Source organism: Serratia sp. CMO1, assembly GCF_015689115.1.
Classification (GTDB): domain Bacteria; phylum Pseudomonadota; class Gammaproteobacteria; order Enterobacterales; family Enterobacteriaceae; genus Serratia; species Serratia marcescens.
On the sequence record NZ_CP065032.1, the window covers coordinates 2,583,372 to 2,598,820 of the forward strand.

A 15,449-nucleotide genomic window follows, 5' to 3' on the forward strand; every position below is an offset into this window, starting at 1 on the left:
CACAAACACGATAAAGCCACGTTCGCCCCCTCTGTTAGACTTTTTTCCATTACTGCGAAAGTGCGCTTTCGCGGCTTTGTGAGCAATGAAAAGGTAACGCCGATGATAACTACAGATGGTAATAATGCAGTCGCTTCCGTGGCCTATCGCACCAACGAAGTGATTGCCATCTACCCTATCACGCCAAGCTCCACCATGGCGGAGCAGGCGGACGCCTGGTCCGGCGATGGCCGGCAAAACATCTGGGGCGATATCCCCCGGGTGGTGGAAATGCAGTCGGAAGGCGGCGCGATCGCCACCGTGCACGGCGCCTTGCAAACCGGCGCGCTGTCGACCTCGTTCACTTCATCGCAGGGTCTGCTGCTGATGATCCCCACGCTGTACAAACTGGCCGGCGAGCTGACGCCGTTCGTGCTGCACGTCGCCGCGCGCACCGTGGCCACGCATGCGCTGTCCATCTTCGGCGACCATTCGGACGTGATGGCGGTGCGCCAAACCGGCTGCGCCATGCTGTGCGCCGGCAGCGTGCAGGAGGCGCAGGACTTCGCGCTGATCTCACAGACCGCCACCCTCAACGCGCGCGTGCCGTTTATCCATTTCTTCGACGGTTTCCGCACCTCGCACGAGATCAACAAGATTGTGCCTCTCAGCGACGATACGCTGCGGCAAATGCTGCCGCAGGCGGCGATCGACGCCCACCGCAGCCGGGCGCTGTCGCCGGATCATCCGGTGGTGCGCGGCACTTCCGCCAACCCGGACACCTATTTCCAGTCGCGCGAAGCCACCAACCCGTGGTATGACGCCACCGGCCAACACGTGATCGACGCCATGGAAGCCTTCGCCGCCCTCACCGGCCGCCACTACCGGCCGTTCGACTATTACGGCCACCCGCAGGCCGAACGCGTGGTGGTGGTGATGGGCTCCGCCGCCGGCACCTGCGAAGAAGTGATCGACACCCTGCTGACCCGCGGCGAGAAAGTCGGCGTGCTGAAGGTGCGGCTGTTCCGGCCGTTCTCCGCCCAGCATCTGCTCGGCGCGCTGCCGGACAGCGTGCGCAGCGTCGCGGTGCTCGATCGCACCAAAGAACCGGGCGCGCTGGCCGAGCCGCTGTATCTGGACGTGATGACCGCGCTGGCGGAAGCCTACAGCCGAGGCGAGCGCGCCACGCTGCCGCGGGTGATCGGCGGCCGTTACGGCCTGTCGTCGAAAGAGTTCGGCCCGGACTGTGCGCTGGCGGTGTTCCGTGAGCTGGCCCAGCCGCAGCCGCGCCCGCGCTTTACCGTCGGCATCTTCGATGATGTCACCGGGCTTTCACTGCCGCTGAGCGACGAAGTCCTGCCGCAGCGCGCCTCGCTGGAAGCGCTGTTCTACGGTTTGGGCAGCGACGGTTCGGTCTCGGCCACCAAGAACAACATCAAAATCATCGGCAACGCCACGCCGCTGTATGCGCAGGGCTATTTCGTCTACGACTCCAAAAAGGCCGGCGGCCTGACGGTGTCGCATCTGCGCGTCAGCGAGCAGCCGATCAATTCGGCCTATCTGGTCAGCCAGGCGGATTTCGTCGGCTGCCACCAGCTGCAGTTTATCGATAAGTACCAGATGGTTGAACGCCTGAAGCCCGGCGGCACCTTCCTGCTCAATACCCCTTACGGCGCCGATGAGGTCTGGTCGCGCCTGCCGCAGGAGGTTCAGGCGTTGTTGTACCAACGCCAGGCGCGTTTCTATATCATCAACGCCGCCAAGCTGGCGCGCGAATGCCGGCTCGGCGCGCGCATCAACACCGTGATGCAGATGGCGTTCTTCCACCTGACGCAGATCCTGCCGAGCGACGTGGCGCTGCAACAGCTGCAGGACGCCATCGCCCGCAGCTACAGCAGCAAGGGCCAAGAGATCGTCGAGCGCAACTGGCAGGCGCTGGGCGCCACCCGCGGTGCACTGATTGAAATTCCGCTGCAGCCGGTCGACGACAGCAGCCCGATGCGCCCGCCGGTGGTCTCGGACGCCGCGCCGGACTTCGTCAAAACCGTTACCGCCGCGATGCTGGCCGGGCTGGGCGATGCGCTGCCGGTTTCCGCCTTCCCGCCGGACGGCACCTGGCCGGTGGGCACCACCCAGTGGGAAAAGCGCAACATCGCCGAAGCGATCCCGATCTGGCAGCCCGACCTGTGCACCCAGTGCAACCACTGCGTCGCCGCCTGCCCGCACTCCGCCATTCGCGCCAAAGTGGTTCAGCCGGCGGAGATGGAACACGCCCCCGCCTCTCTGCAGTCTCTGGATGTCAAAGCGCGCGATATGCGCGGCCAGAAATACGTACTGCAAGTGGCGCCGGAAGATTGCACCGGCTGTAACCTGTGCGTCGAGGTCTGCCCGGCGAAAGATCGCCAGAACCCGGAGATCAAAGCCATCAACATGGCGTCGCGCCTCGATAATCTGACGGCGGAAAAAGACAACTACGACTTCTTCCTGCAGCTGCCGGAAATCGATCCGGCGCAGCTGGAGCGCATCGACATTCGCACCTCGCAGCTGATCACGCCGCTGTTCGAATACTCCGGCGCCTGCTCCGGCTGCGGCGAAACGCCGTACATCAAGCTGCTGACCCAGCTCTATGGCGACCGTTTGCTGATCGCCAACGCCACCGGCTGTTCCTCGATCTACGGCGGCAATCTGCCGACCACGCCTTACACCACCAATGCCGAAGGGCGCGGGCCGGCGTGGGCCAACTCGCTGTTCGAAGACAACGCCGAATTCGGCCTGGGCTTCCGTCTGACGGTCGATCAACATCGCGCACGGGTGCTGCGCCTGCTGAACTCGCTGGCGCCGCAGCTGCCGGAGCAGTTGGTCAATGCCTTGCAGATGGACGACGTGGCGCCGGAGCCGCGCCGGAAGCAAATCGCCGAACTGCGCACGCTGTTGGCGAGTTTCGAAGGTGAAGACGCACGCCAGCTGGCGGCCGATGCCGATTACCTGGTGGATAAATCCATCTGGCTGATCGGCGGGGACGGTTGGGCCTACGACATCGGCTTCGGCGGTTTGGATCACGTGCTCAGCCTGACGGAGAACGTCAACGTGCTGGTGCTCGACACTCAGTGCTACTCCAACACCGGCGGCCAGCAGTCGAAAGCCACGCCGCTGGGCGCGGTGACCAAGTTCGGCGAGCACGGCAAGCGCAAGGCGCGCAAGGATCTGGGCGTCAGCATGATGATGTACGGCCATGTCTACGTCGCGCAGATCTCGCTGGGGGCGCAGCTTAACCAGACGGTGAAAGCGATTCAGGAAGCCGAGGCCTATCCGGGGCCGTCGCTGATCATCGCCTACAGCCCGTGCGAAGAGCACGGCTACGATCTGGCGCTCAGCCACGATCAGATGAAACAGCTGACCGCCACCGGCTTCTGGCCGCTGTACCGCTTCGATCCGCGCCGCAGCGCCGATGGCAAGGCCGCATTGGCGCTGGATTCGCGGCCGCCGAACAGCAGCCTGGCTGAAACGTTGCTGAACGAGCAGCGTTTCCGTCGCCTAAACGCGCAGCAGCCGGAGGTGGCCAGCGCGCTGTATCAGGCCGCCGAGAAAGAGCTGAAGGAGAAATACGATTTCCTCAGCCTGCTGGCCGGCAAGGCGGAAAAGTCCGCCGCTGAGTAACCCCTGTCAGGGCGCGAGCGATTCGCGCCCTGTTCTTTTACTACCGCCGGCGTAAATCGCAGCAACAAAACCTGCTGGCATTCCGGCGCGCAATCCGTACCATACAGGCCTCGCGTCGGGCGCATGGAAGCAGGATGATGAATAATGATCAAAATTGGCCGGTTGAATGGTAAACTCGCGGTCTACAACCCCATGCCCCTAGTGCCCCCCATTGAGAATGAGCACGATTTAAATGTCAGAAAAGCAATCCGTTAGCCAAAAAGAGCAGTACAACCTGAACAAATTGCAAAAGCGCCTGCGCCGCAACGTGGGCGAAGCGATCGCCGATTTCAATATGATTGAAGAAGGCGACCGCATCATGGTCTGTCTGTCCGGCGGCAAAGACAGCTACACCATGCTGGAGATCCTGCGCAATCTGCAGCAAAGCGCGCCGGTCAACTTCTCGCTGGTGGCGGTGAACCTCGATCAGAAACAGCCCGGCTTCCCGGAGCATATTCTGCCCGCCTATCTGGAAAGCCTGGGGGTGGAATACAAGATCGTCGAAGAAAACACCTACAGCATCGTTAAAGACAAGATCCCGGAAGGGAAAACCACTTGTTCACTGTGTTCGCGCCTGCGCCGCGGCATTCTGTACCGCACCGCCACCGAACTGGGCGCCACCAAGATCGCACTGGGCCACCACCGCGACGACATTCTGCAGACGCTGTTCCTCAACATGTTCTACGGCGGCAAGATGAAAGGCATGCCGCCCAAGCTGATGAGCGACGACGGCAAACACGTGGTCATCCGCCCGCTGGCCTATTGCCGCGAGAAAGACATCGAGCGTTTCTCGATTGCCAAAGCGTTCCCGATCATTCCATGCAACCTGTGCGGCTCGCAGCCTAATTTGCAGCGCCAGGTGATCGGCGACATGCTGCGCGACTGGGACAAGCGTTACCCAGGCCGGTTGGAAACCATGTTCAGCGCCATGCAGAACGTGGTGCCTTCGCACCTGAGCGATATCAACCTGTTCGATTTCAAAGGCATTCACCACGGCAGCGCCGTGGTGGACGGCGGCGATTTGGCCTTCGATCGCGAAGACATCCCGATGCAGCCGGTCGGCTGGCAGCCGGAAGACTCGGACGACGCAGCGCCTGCGCCAGAGCGTTTGAACGTGCTGGAAATCAAATAAGCCCCCTCGCCGCTTGCCATCCTGCGAGCGGCGACATTTCCCTTTCCCGACGATCTCGATCCTGTTCACAGTTTGCGCAAAATTTGCTGGGCAGTGCCGTTTTTACCCTATACTGTTTATTTATACAGTCATATGGAGATCGCGCAATGAATATCACCCCCTGCCTGTCCCACGTCTCGCTGGGCTCCAACGATTTCGAGGCCGCCGCCGCCTTTTACGATCGTGCGCTGGCCGCTTTGGGTTGCCGACGGGTGCTGGAGCATCCCGGCGCCATTGGTTACGGCCGCGACTACCCGGAGTTTTGGCTACAGGTGCCGATCGACGGCCGGCCGGCCTCACCCGGCAACGGCACGCACGTCGGTTTTTTCGCCACCAGCAAGCAACAGGTGGATGAATTCCATCGCCAGGCGCTGCTGGCCGGCGCCGTCGATGAAGGCGCGCCCGGTTCGCGGCCGCATTACGGCGAGGCTTACTACGGCTGCTTTGTTCGGGATTTGGATGGGCACAAGATTGAAGCCAGCTTCTGGGATGAAAGCGCGGCCTGAAGAAGAAAGGAAGCCGAATAAAAAAATGCCGGTGATTAAACCGGCATTGTACGAATCAAATGTGCTATGCAGTAATTCAAAAATAAGAAAGTAAGACAATTATGGAGCGCAACGCCCATCGCTTGACGTTGCATTCACCTGCGAGAGAGATCATGCCCCATTTCCCCCGGCTAAATGTTGATATTGCTCAATGTTAACCGGGTTTTCGTCATTTTTGCCTACAGCCAGCGGCTGCGCTTCAACCACCAGGCGACGCCAAGCACCAATCCGACCAGCATCAGGCAAAATGCCGCGAAACCGAAAGGATTACCGCCGCCCGGAATACCGCCAAGGTTGACCCCGAACAGCCCGGTCAGGAAAGTGGTGGGCAGAAATACCATCGCCAACAATGACATGGTGTAAGTGCGGCGGTTCATCGCGTCGGCCATCACCGTGGTGATTTCGTCGGACAAGATGGCGGTGCGTGCAATGCTGCCGTCCAGATCGTCCAATCCCCGTCCCAGGCGATCGGCGATATCCTGCATGCGGCGGCGATCGTCGTCGCTCATCCACGGCAGGCGGTCGCTGGCCAGCCGCGCGAAGACGTCGCGCTGCGGCGCCATGTAACGGCGCAGCACGATCAGCTGTTTACGGATCAGCGCCAGCTGGCCGCGCTCCGGCACCTGCTGCTCCAGCAAGGCGTCCTCCAGATCGATAATCTTGTCGTGCAGATCCTCGATAAATTCGCTGGTGTGATCGGTCAACGCATCGGAAATTTCCACCAGCCAGCTGCCGCTGTTGGTCGGCCCAGCGCCGCTTTGCAAATCGTTCACCACCTGATCGATGGAATACACCTTGCGGTGCCGGGTGGAGATAATCAGCTTGTCGGTGATATATACGCGGATGGTAACCAGCTGATCCGGCCGGGAATTAGCGTTAAAGTTGATGCTGCGCAGGGTGATCATGGTGCCTTCGCCCTGGCGGCTGACGCGCGGCCGTGAGCTTTCGCCGGAGAGTGCTTCGCGCACCGAGTCCGGCAGCAGCGGCGTGGTACTCAGCCATTCAGCGCTGGCCGGGTGCGCGTAATCAAGATGCAGCCAGCACGGCACGTCGCAGGTGATCTTGTCATCCTGTTCGATCGGCGTGACGCCCCCCTTGCCGTCGAGCTGGTAGGCGTAAACCGCATCGGCGACCTGCAGCTCGCTCCCCTCAATCACATCCATTCATTTATCCCCTCAGTCTTGCTTATGTTGCTGAGTCTAGCGTTAACGTCTTGGAGATCAAAGGCCAAGCTGTAACGCCAGTTTTCTCGTTGTCCCATAAACGTGTTCTATACTTCTGCCGCAAGGAACGCCAGACAGCCCGAGAGGAGACTCGCATGTTACCAATCAGCACCGCAGATATCTTGAAAGTCGTCTTACCGACCGTCATTACGCTGTTTATCGCCGTGGTCAAAACCCCTTTTCGCATTCGGCGGGAAAAACACGATAAGCTGCTCAAACTGCTCGAGTCTGTCGAGAAACCCCACGCCGCCCCCATTTGCCTGCTGCAGTTTCGAGACTATATGGGAAATAAAACCATCAGGCTGACGGCATTGCGGCTACTGCTGGCGCTGCCGGACAGCGTGACCGCGCTGGAACGTTATCGCTTCACCGGTGGCCGCCAGCAAATCCTGCGCGCCACGTCCGCAGGCTTCGTTTTGCGGCCAAACGCCGATAGCAAGTTCAAACGTTTTTTGCTTTCCGGCCGTTATTTCTTGCTGTACCTGCTGTTCGTCATGCTGCTGGTGCTATTGCTGGCACTGGCGCAATGGGGGCTGCGTGGGGTAGAAATCACCACCACGTCGATCACCTATCTGCCCGATGCGCGCATCGGCGACGGCTGGCAACTGCTGTTCCTCGGCTTATTGTTTACTATCATTATGCTTAGCCTGGTATTCATGATTTTCAGACAGTTGATGCTGGCGGGCAATCTCAGCTCGGAAAGCGCCTTTTATCGTTACTATCAACAGGCGCGTGAGGAACAACGATGTCGGGAACTCCTAAGACAAATGCGCGATGTTCTGTGCCGTATCTGATGGGGATGCGCCGCTTGTTTCGCCGCGCGATAGCGACGCTGCTGTTCGCCGGGCAAACGGCCTATGCGCAGCCGACGCTGGAGCGCATCGCCGTTCCGTTTCGCGTAGCGACGGCGGCGGGCGATTTTTCTTACTATGTCGCCCATGAGCACCGCCCCCAGCCGCGTACCGCGCTGGTGGTGATGCACGGGCATCCACGCGACGCCGCCAAGACGTTGCAAGCGGCGATCGATGCCGCGCAGGGAGCGGGAGGCAACAGCTTGCTGGTCGCCCCGCTGTTCCAGGTGCCGGTAAAACTCGCCGTCCACTGCCATTCCGCCGGTCTACCCCGGCCGCAAGACGGTGACGCTCTCTGGCGCTGCGGCTCGTGGATCGCAGGCGATTTGGATAATAGCGGGAAAACCGGCTCGTTCAACGCCATGGATAACCTGCTGGCCGATCTGAAACGGCGTTGGCCGTCGCTGCAGTCGATAACCGTGGCCGGTTTTTCCGCCGGCGCCCAGTTCGTGCAACATTATGTCGGCTTTGCTCAACCGCCAAGCGGAGTGCGTCTGCGCTATGTGGTGGCCGATCCCGGCAGCTGGCTCTATTTTGATCGTCTGCGCCCTCTGCCCACAAGCTGGGGAAGCTGCGGCAGTGAGAAAACCTGCCGCTTCCGCTGGCAAACGCTGGACGCCGGCCGCTGTCCGCAGGCCAATCGCTGGAAATTCGGTCTGGAAACGCTTCCCGCTCACCTGCAGCGCGCCGCAGACGCGGCTCGCCGGCGCTATGCTGCGGCCGATATCACCTATCTGGCCGCCGCCGATGATACCGGCACCGCGCCGGGCGCCTACTATCGGATACTCGACAAATCCTGCGCCGCCCAGCTGCAGGGCCCCTATCGATTGCAGCGCGCCCTGGCCTACGCCGACTACGATCGGCGTTACCTGGCGCCCCAGAAGCCGCATCGGTTAACGATCGTTCCCGGCTGCGGGCACAATGTCGCCTGCGTCTTTCCCGCCCCGACGGCCAGGCAGGCGCTTTTCCCCATTAATGCAGACTAATAATAACGGCAATGAAATAAACCCTTGCCGATAAATCGGACAATATCGCCGATAAAGCGCTGGCAATAGCGTTATTATTATGACTTAACATATTGCTATCAATTTTAATTCAAAATGATAATAATAAATCAACACAAAGCTGTTTCAGCGCAAATTTTAGGGGCATATACTTTTCTCACTACGAGGAGGTAGTTATGTTACGCGACCATTTAAAAATAAACGCCAGCGATACGCTGGAAAAAATCAGCAATATCCATTTGCAAAACCAGGGCCAGGAAGAGATCAGTGAGTTCGTGGTGAAAAACGCCGCCGGCCTGCAGATTGGCAAGGTCTCCGTCCACGATCGTTTCAGCACTCGTCGCTCTTACCCCACCAGCTACCGCATCACCCAAACCGACATGAGTGGCCGTGTGGTGGTGGATGCCATGCGGGACTGTCTATAAGCGTAACCACTCGCTGAAATAGCGAAACAATAATGTGATGATGGCAACCCTGTTTATTATTAAACGGGGTTTATCGCGTGGAAAAATTAATTACCTTCGTTGTTGCAGCGTCGAGAAAATAAAGCCCCCGCATTAGACGGGGGCGATCAATAAATCGACTCAGTGTTTGATGATATACATCGTTTGACTATAGGCCACGTCTTCCGGATTAGTGATCGGGTAGCCTTTTACCCACGGTTTGATCAGGCGGCCGTTGGTGTATTGGTAAATCGGCGCGATCGGCGCCTGATCGGCAATGATCTGTTCCATTTTGTTGTAATCGGCGGTCACCGCCGCCGGATTGGTTTCCCGCCCCGCCTGCGCCAGCAGCTTGTCGTAGTCCGCGTTCTTGAACTTGGCGATGTTGCCGCTGTGGGTGGAGGTCAGCAGCGACAGGAAGGTCGACGCCTCGTTATAGTCACCCACCCAGGAGGCGCGGATCACATCAAAATTGCCGGTGTTGCGGCTGTCGATATAGGTTTTCCACTCCTGATTCTGCAGCTTGACGTCAATACCGAGCTTTTTCTTCCACATCGAGGCCACGGCGATGGCGATCTTCTGGTGGCTTTCCGAGGTGTTATACAGCAGCGTCAGTTTCAGCGGGTTGTTCGGGCCGTAACCGGCCGCCTGCAGCAACGCCTTGGCCTGTGCATCCAACTCCGCCTGTGATTGCTGTTGCAGCAAGCTCGCTTCCGGTTTGAACCCGGCGGTCACATCCGGCGTGAAGTGATAGGCCGGTTTTTCGCCGGTGCCCAGCACTTTTTCCGCGATAATCTTGCGATCGATGGCGTAGGACAAAGCCTGGCGCACCCGCACGTCGTTGGTTGGCGCGCGCTGGGTGTTGAACGCGTAGTAATAGGTGCCCAGTTGATCCGGCGTGTACACCTGCCCCGGAATGTCTTTCAGCAGCTTCTGATACATGTTTTTCGGGAAGGATTCGGTGATGTCGATGTCACCCGCCAGGTAACGCTTGGTGGCGTTGGATTCCTGGTTGATCGGCACGAAGGTCACTTTAGTCAGCACGGTACGCGCATGATCCCAGTAATAGTCGTTAGGCGTCAGCACCAGCTTCTCGTTCACCACCCGCTCCTGCAGTTTGAACGCGCCGTTGCCCACCAGATTGCCGACCTTGGTCCAATCATTGCCGTATTTTTCCACCACCGTCTTATTGACCGGGAACAGGCTGAAGTTGGCCGTCAGGCTGACGAAGTACGGCACCGGTTTGTCCAGCTGCACTTTAAGCGTGTAGTCGTCCGGCGCCGACACGCCTAAACGATCGGCCGGCAATTTGCCGCTGATGATCTGCTCGGCGTTCTGGATCCCCGCCAGCTGCGCGAACCAGGCGAACGGCGACAGGTTTTTCGGCTCTACCAGCCGCTGCCAGCTGTAAACGAAATCCTTCGCCGTGACAGGGGCACCGTTTGACCACCGCGCGTCTTTGCGCAGATGGAAGATATAAGTCTGGTTGTCGCTGGTCTGCCAACGCGTGGCGACGCCGGGGATCACTTTACCGCTGGCGTCCTGATTGACCAGCCCTTCGAACAAATCGCGCGCCAGCTGAGCCTCCGGCAAGCCTACCGCTTTGATCGGATCGAGCGAGGCCGGTTCGTCTTTAATGTGGCGCACGATTTCCTGTTTGGCCGCCAACGCGGTGCCCGGGGGAACCTGCGCCGCCATAGCGCTGCTCATACAGGCGCCGATCGCCGCCGCGCAAAGCGCCAAACGAAAACCCCGTTGCATTCTTCTTCCCGTCATTATGATTTTCCCCCGTTAACCATCTGAATTTTTTATCATATAGCACAAGATCCATCCGGCCTAGAGCCCGCGGTCGAGAAGTTGCAAAAAGTGCGATTCAGGCGATAAAAAACCCGTGCGGCGCAGGGCGGCACGGGCGGTGTTTGCAGCGGCGACCGTCAGTCGTACAGGTGGATGCTGTTGATGCGGTAGCTGAACTCTTCGCCCTCTTCTTCATCGAACACGGTGAAAAAGCCTTTCTCGGCCAGCGGACGAGCCGAGATATCGGTTTTTTGCAGCTGGCGCGCGTCGGCGTCGTCATAACCGTAGTCGAGGTAGAAGGCATCTTTCTGGTAATCGATATGCAGGGTGAACGGATAGTTCGATTCGTCACCGCGCCCGTCGTCGTTTTTCACCACGCCGAACCATTCCCCCTGGCGGATCTGGTTTTCAGCGTCCACGCCGCACAGCAGCGTGATGGTGTCATTTTCATTTTCGCTATAGCTGGCGATGATTCTGGCTACTGGCATGTTAAATCCTCTTGCGGGTGATTGGCTTAGCACTGCCGTTAGTATAACAATAGCGTCAGGCCAGGTGCGGTTTAATTGGCGTTTTCACCGCAGCGGCCTCACAGATCGCGCAAACGCCGCACAATTGCGATGGGAAAGATGTCTCAAAGCGTAATACACTGAATAAAATGACAATGACTCTCGACCTTTCATCCAGGGACAACACCATGACCGAACATCGACCACGCAGTGAACGTGGCCAGTTGGCCATCGCAGGAGAGAACTACGGCAGCTCGCTGCTGGGCGCGCCGCTGCTCTATTTCCCGGCGGCGAACGGCGGGCCGCAGACCGGGCTGATCATCGCCGGCACCCACGGCGATGAGAGCGCCGCCATCGTGACCCTGTCCTGCGCGCTGCGCAGCATCGCCCCCGAGCAGTTGCGCCACCACGTGGTGCTGGCGGTCAACCCCGACGGCTGCCAGCTGGGGCTGCGCGCCAATGCCAACGGCGTCGATCTGAACCGCAACTTCCCGGCCGCCAACTGGCGCTCCGGCGACACCGTCTACCGTTGGAACAGCGCGGCGCCGGTGCGCGACGTCAAACTCTCCACCGGCGGGCGCCCCGGTTCCGAACCGGAAACCCAGGCGCTGTGTCACCTGATCCATCGCCTGAAGCCGCACTGGGTGGTGTCGTTCCACGAGCCGCTGGCCTGCATCGAAGATCCCGCCAGTTCGCGGCTCGGCGTTTGGCTGTCGCACAAGTTCGAGCTGCCGCTGGTGACCAGCGTCGGTTATGAAACGCCCGGCTCGTTCGGCAGCTGGTGCGCGGATCTGTCGCTGCCGTGCATCACCGCCGAATTCCCGCCGATCTCCGCCGATGCCGCCAGCGAGCGTTACATCGACGCGATGACCGAGCTGTTGACCTACCCGAATTAATCCCTACGGGGCGATATCGACGATCGCCCCGCATTCGAACGCCAGGCCCGGTTCGGCGTCCCGCGCCAGCCAGGTCGGGCCGTCCAGATCGACGAAGCGCGCCGCCGGCGCCAGCGGCAAGGCAGCGGATATCGCCCGCGACGTACATAACATGCAGCCGAGCATGATGGCGAACCCTTGTTCGCGCGCGGCCTGCGCCAGCGCCAGCGCCTCGGTCAAGCCGCCGGTTTTGTCCAGTTTGATGTTGACCATCTGATAGCGTTGCGCCAGCTGCGGCAGATCGGCACGGGTGTGGCAGCTCTCATCGGCGCAGATCGGCAGCGGATGGATAAAGTGCTCCAGCGCGGCGTCGTCACCGGCCGGCAGCGGCTGCTCCAGCATCGCCACGCCAAGATCGGCCAGCAGCTGGCAGCGCGCCGCCAGCCCTTCCGCCTGCCAGGATTCATTGGCGTCGACGATCAGCGTCGCCTGCGGCACCGCGGCGCGGATCGCCACCAGCCGCTCGCTGATATAGTGATCGTCGAGTTTGATCTTCAGCAGTGTGGCGCCCTGCCGCTCCAGCTCGCGCGCGGCGAAGGCCATCGCTTCCGGCGTGCCAATGCTGACGGTCTGCGCCATGCGGATCTGCGCCGGCGCCGTCACGCCGCTGCGCTGCCACAGGCTCTGCCCGTGCAGCCTGCACTCCAGATCCCACAGCGCCGAATCCAGCGCGTTGCGGGCCGCGCCCGCCGGCATCTGCGTCAGCAGCTGCTCGCGGGTGATGCCCCGCGCGATCGCCGGCGCCATCTCTGCCAGCTGCGCCATCACCGATTCCTCGCTCTCGCCGTAGCGCGGATACGGCGTGCATTCACCGGTGCCGCGCACGCCCTGCTGTTCGATTTCGACCACCACCACCCGGGCTTCGGTGCGGCTGCCGCGCGCAATCACGAAGGCGGTATGCAGCGGCCAGGCTTCCGGGTAAAAACGCATGTCTCTCATAACGGCTCCTGAGCGAAAACTGCGCATTCAGCCAGGCTGATGCGCCGGTGATGTTTTATAGAACAGTCTAATATATACAACTATTTAGCAAACTTTGATATCCAATCCGTCCCGGTTGTCATAAACTGGCGCCAGGGTGTGAACCTGATGTTAACTGCCGTTGTCGGCGCGCCGTTTCATCAGGTTCATACCCTTTGTATAAACACCTGTAAAAGGAATCTAGCAATGACTCAGACAGTACATTTTCAAGGCAATCCGGTCGGCGTAGCGGGCAAGCTGCCACAGCAGGGCGAACAGGCCAAGGCCTTCTCGCTGGTTGCCAAAGACCTGTCAGACGTGGCGCTGAGCAGCTTCGCGGGTAAACGCAAAGTCCTGAACATCTTCCCAAGCATCGATACCGGCGTCTGCGCGACGTCGGTGCGTAAATTCAACCAGCTGGCCAGCGGCCTGGATAACACCGTGGTGCTGTGCATCTCCGCCGACCTCCCGTTCGCGCAGTCTCGTTTCTGCGGCGCGGAAGGCCTGAGCAACGTGGTCACCCTGTCCACCCTGCGCGGCGCCGAGTTCAAGCAGGCGTACGGCGTCGAAATCACCGAAGGCCCATTGGCGGGCCTGACCGCGCGCGCGGTCGTGGTGCTGGATGGCCAGGACAACGTACTGTACAGCGAGCTGGTGAACGAAATCACCACCGAGCCGGACTACGACGCGGCGCTGGCTGCGCTGAAATAACAAAGCCGGCGAACGCCGGCTTTGGAAACACGCTAAAGGCGCCGCAAGGCGCCTTTTTTATTCTTCGCCCTCAGCGCCGCCTTTGCGGCTGCTCAGGCCATACTCGCGCAGCTTGTTGGCGATGGCGGTATGGGAAACGCCCAACCGCTTCGCCAGCTTGCGGGTGCTGGGATAGGTGCGATACAGGCGCGTCAGCACCGAGCGCTCGAAACGCTTGCTGATGTCGTCCAGCGAGCCGTCCAGCACCTCGTCGCCCAACGACATCTCCACCTCGAACTCCGGCAACACGATGTCCTGCGGCCGCAGCTCGTAGCCTTCGGTTTGCGTCAGCGCGCGGTAGATGGCGTTTTTCAGCTGACGCACGTTGCCCGGCCAGCCGTATTTGCTGAGGAAGCCGCCCAGATCGCTCGCCAGCTTGGGCCGCGCTACGCCCTGTTCATCGGCGAAGCGCGCCACGAACAGTTCGGTCAGCGGCATGATGTCCTGCGGACGTTCGCGCAGCGGCGGGATGGTGATGGTCAGCACGTTGAGGCGATAATAGAGGTCTTCGCGGAATTCGCCGCGCTGCACCAGCTCGGTAAGGTTTTTCTGGGTGGCGCAGATCACGCGCACGTCGACGTGCACCTCATGCTCCTCACCGACGCGACGGAACGTGCCGTCGTTGAGGAAACGCAGCAGTTTGGTCTGCATGCGCGGCGACATTTCGCCGATCTCATCCAGCAGCACCGAACCGCCGTTGGCCTGCTCGAAGAAGCCTTTCTTGCCTTCCAGCGCGTTGGGATAAGCGCCCGGCGCATGGCCGAACAGCTCGCTCTCCACCACGTCATCCGGCAGCGCGGCGCAGTTCAGCGCCAGGAACGGCTGTTTGCCGCGCGGGCTGCGTAAATGGCAGGCGCGGGCCAGAATATCCTTGCCGGTGCCGGTATCGCCGACGATCAGCAGCGGCGCATCGAGCATCGCCAGCTTGCGCGCCTGCTCCAGCACATGACGCATCTTGGCGCTCACCGCGACGATGTGGTCGAATTCGGTATCGTCGTTCACCGACAGATTTTGCAGTTGGCGGCCCATGCGCGCGGTGGACTTCAGCATCACCACCGCGCCAACCGCGGCCGGCTGCTGCTGTTGGTCTTCCAGATAAATCGGCGTGATGTCCATCAGGAAGTCCTGGCTGCGGATCACCACCCGCTCGGCGTGCGGCGCCGTATGCTCGCTCTCCAGCCAACGGCTGAAGTTATAGCCGCCGATCAGCGCCCCGGCGGTCTGGTTGCGGATCTTGTCTTCGCTCAGGCTGAACAGCGCCTGCGCCGCCGGGTTGGCCAGCTCGACCTTGCCTTTCATGTCGATCGAGAACACCGGTTCCGGCATCGACTCCAGCAGCGCACGCAGCGCGCGATGCTCGCGTTCGGAAGGCATAAAGCTGACGGTGCGCACGTCGGTTACGCCGGCGATGCGGCGGATCTCCGCCATCAACGCGCGGAAAGTATCGAAATCCAGCTGGGAGAAATTGAGGTAAATGCGGCCGATGGGATCGATTTCGATGCCACGTAAGTCAATGCTGCGCGATACCAAAAGATCGAGTAATTCTCGAGTGAGACCGAGGCGGTCTTCGCAAAATACTTCCAAACGCATCA

At 60.5% G+C, this 15,449-nt stretch carries 13 protein-coding genes; 8 read left to right on the forward strand and 5 right to left on the reverse strand.

What is annotated here, in order from left to right; genetic code table 11:
- Positions 1-102: 102 nt before the first annotated feature.
- From nifJ to IT763_RS12310, 3 genes are all read left to right on the forward strand, one after another.
- Positions 103-3,636 (forward strand): pyruvate:ferredoxin (flavodoxin) oxidoreductase, encoded by a 3,534-nt coding sequence (gene nifJ, locus IT763_RS12300; protein WP_206194751.1) that lies wholly within the window; start codon positions 103-105, stop codon positions 3,634-3,636.
- A 232-nt stretch (positions 3,637-3,868) separates the two neighbouring features.
- Positions 3,869-4,807 (forward strand): tRNA 2-thiocytidine(32) synthetase TtcA, encoded by a 939-nt coding sequence (ttcA, locus tag IT763_RS12305; protein ID WP_004930494.1) that lies wholly within the window; start codon positions 3,869-3,871, stop codon positions 4,805-4,807.
- A 146-nt stretch (positions 4,808-4,953) separates the two neighbouring features.
- Positions 4,954-5,352, forward strand: coding sequence for a VOC family protein (locus IT763_RS12310; protein ID WP_004930496.1), 399 nt, complete (start codon positions 4,954-4,956; stop codon positions 5,350-5,352).
- Positions 5,353-5,570: 218 nt separating this feature from the next.
- Here IT763_RS12310 and zntB read toward each other — a convergent pair whose 3' ends face one another.
- A complete protein-coding gene (zntB, locus tag IT763_RS12315) occupies positions 5,571-6,554 on the reverse strand; it encodes a zinc transporter ZntB (RefSeq protein ID WP_143779042.1) in 984 nt (327 codons plus the stop codon).
- A gap of 155 nt (positions 6,555-6,709) precedes the next feature.
- On the opposite strand from zntB, the gene IT763_RS12320 reads away from it, so the two are divergent.
- From IT763_RS12320 to IT763_RS12330, 3 genes are all read left to right on the forward strand, one after another.
- Positions 6,710-7,408: a hypothetical protein gene (locus IT763_RS12320; protein WP_206194752.1), complete on the forward strand. Its 699-nt coding sequence runs from the start codon at positions 6,710-6,712 to the stop codon at positions 7,406-7,408.
- Positions 7,360-8,451, forward strand: coding sequence for a hypothetical protein (locus IT763_RS12325; RefSeq protein ID WP_206194753.1), 1,092 nt, complete (start codon positions 7,360-7,362; stop codon positions 8,449-8,451). The genes IT763_RS12320 and IT763_RS12325 overlap by 49 nt, the downstream gene beginning before the upstream one ends.
- A gap of 194 nt (positions 8,452-8,645) precedes the next feature.
- Positions 8,646-8,894 (forward strand): hypothetical protein, encoded by a 249-nt coding sequence (locus IT763_RS12330; protein WP_004930507.1) that lies wholly within the window; start codon positions 8,646-8,648, stop codon positions 8,892-8,894.
- Positions 8,895-9,053: 159 nt separating this feature from the next.
- Here IT763_RS12330 and IT763_RS12335 read toward each other — a convergent pair whose 3' ends face one another.
- Together IT763_RS12335 and IT763_RS12340 are read right to left on the reverse strand one after the other, a co-directional pair.
- Positions 9,054-10,688, reverse strand: a complete 1,635-nt coding sequence (locus tag IT763_RS12335; RefSeq protein WP_206194754.1) for an ABC transporter substrate-binding protein — start codon at positions 10,686-10,688, stop codon at positions 9,054-9,056.
- 158 nt (positions 10,689-10,846) lie between these two features.
- Positions 10,847-11,197 carry a hypothetical protein gene (locus IT763_RS12340; RefSeq protein WP_015378006.1) on the reverse strand — a complete coding sequence of 117 codons (351 nt, stop codon included), beginning with the start codon at positions 11,195-11,197 and terminating at the stop codon, positions 10,847-10,849.
- Between the two features lie 206 nt (positions 11,198-11,403).
- Here IT763_RS12340 and mpaA point away from each other — a divergent pair, with 206 nt between their 5' ends.
- Complete coding sequence (mpaA, locus tag IT763_RS12345; RefSeq protein ID WP_028128339.1) at positions 11,404-12,111, forward strand: murein tripeptide amidase MpaA; 708 nt, start codon at positions 11,404-11,406, stop codon at positions 12,109-12,111.
- A 3-nt stretch (positions 12,112-12,114) separates the two neighbouring features.
- Here mpaA and ycjG read toward each other — a convergent pair whose 3' ends face one another.
- Positions 12,115-13,089 (reverse strand): L-Ala-D/L-Glu epimerase, encoded by a 975-nt coding sequence (gene ycjG / locus IT763_RS12350; RefSeq protein ID WP_206194755.1) that lies wholly within the window; start codon positions 13,087-13,089, stop codon positions 12,115-12,117.
- Between the two features lie 225 nt (positions 13,090-13,314).
- Between ycjG and tpx the strand changes: the two genes are divergently transcribed.
- On the forward strand, positions 13,315-13,818 hold the full coding sequence (tpx, locus tag IT763_RS12355) for a thiol peroxidase (protein ID WP_016927561.1): 504 nt from the start codon (positions 13,315-13,317) through the stop codon (positions 13,816-13,818).
- A 57-nt stretch (positions 13,819-13,875) separates the two neighbouring features.
- Here tpx and tyrR read toward each other — a convergent pair whose 3' ends face one another.
- Positions 13,876-15,447: a transcriptional regulator TyrR gene (tyrR, locus tag IT763_RS12360; protein ID WP_033634193.1), complete on the reverse strand. Its 1,572-nt coding sequence runs from the start codon at positions 15,445-15,447 to the stop codon at positions 13,876-13,878.
- Positions 15,448-15,449 lie beyond the last annotated feature (2 nt).

Coding starts and splice junctions, on each gene's coding strand:
- IT763_RS12340 (WP_015378006.1), bottom strand. CDS start 11,197: ATGCCAGTAGCCAGAATCATCGCCAGCTATAGCGAAAATGAAAATGAC.
- IT763_RS12325 (WP_206194753.1), top strand. CDS start 7,360: ATGTCGGGAACTCCTAAGACAAATGCGCGATGTTCTGTGCCGTATCTG.
- tyrR (WP_033634193.1), bottom strand. CDS start 15,447: ATGCGTTTGGAAGTATTTTGCGAAGACCGCCTCGGTCTCACTCGAGAA.
- ttcA (WP_004930494.1), top strand. CDS start 3,869: ATGTCAGAAAAGCAATCCGTTAGCCAAAAAGAGCAGTACAACCTGAAC.
- tpx (WP_016927561.1), top strand. CDS start 13,315: ATGACTCAGACAGTACATTTTCAAGGCAATCCGGTCGGCGTAGCGGGC.
- zntB (WP_143779042.1), bottom strand. CDS start 6,554: ATGGATGTGATTGAGGGGAGCGAGCTGCAGGTCGCCGATGCGGTTTAC.
- ycjG (WP_206194755.1), bottom strand. CDS start 13,089: ATGAGAGACATGCGTTTTTACCCGGAAGCCTGGCCGCTGCATACCGCC.
- IT763_RS12330 (WP_004930507.1), top strand. CDS start 8,646: ATGTTACGCGACCATTTAAAAATAAACGCCAGCGATACGCTGGAAAAA.
- nifJ (WP_206194751.1), top strand. CDS start 103: ATGATAACTACAGATGGTAATAATGCAGTCGCTTCCGTGGCCTATCGC.
- IT763_RS12320 (WP_206194752.1), top strand. CDS start 6,710: ATGTTACCAATCAGCACCGCAGATATCTTGAAAGTCGTCTTACCGACC.
- IT763_RS12310 (WP_004930496.1), top strand. CDS start 4,954: ATGAATATCACCCCCTGCCTGTCCCACGTCTCGCTGGGCTCCAACGAT.
- IT763_RS12335 (WP_206194754.1), bottom strand. CDS start 10,688: ATGACGGGAAGAAGAATGCAACGGGGTTTTCGTTTGGCGCTTTGCGCG.
- mpaA (WP_028128339.1), top strand. CDS start 11,404: ATGACCGAACATCGACCACGCAGTGAACGTGGCCAGTTGGCCATCGCA.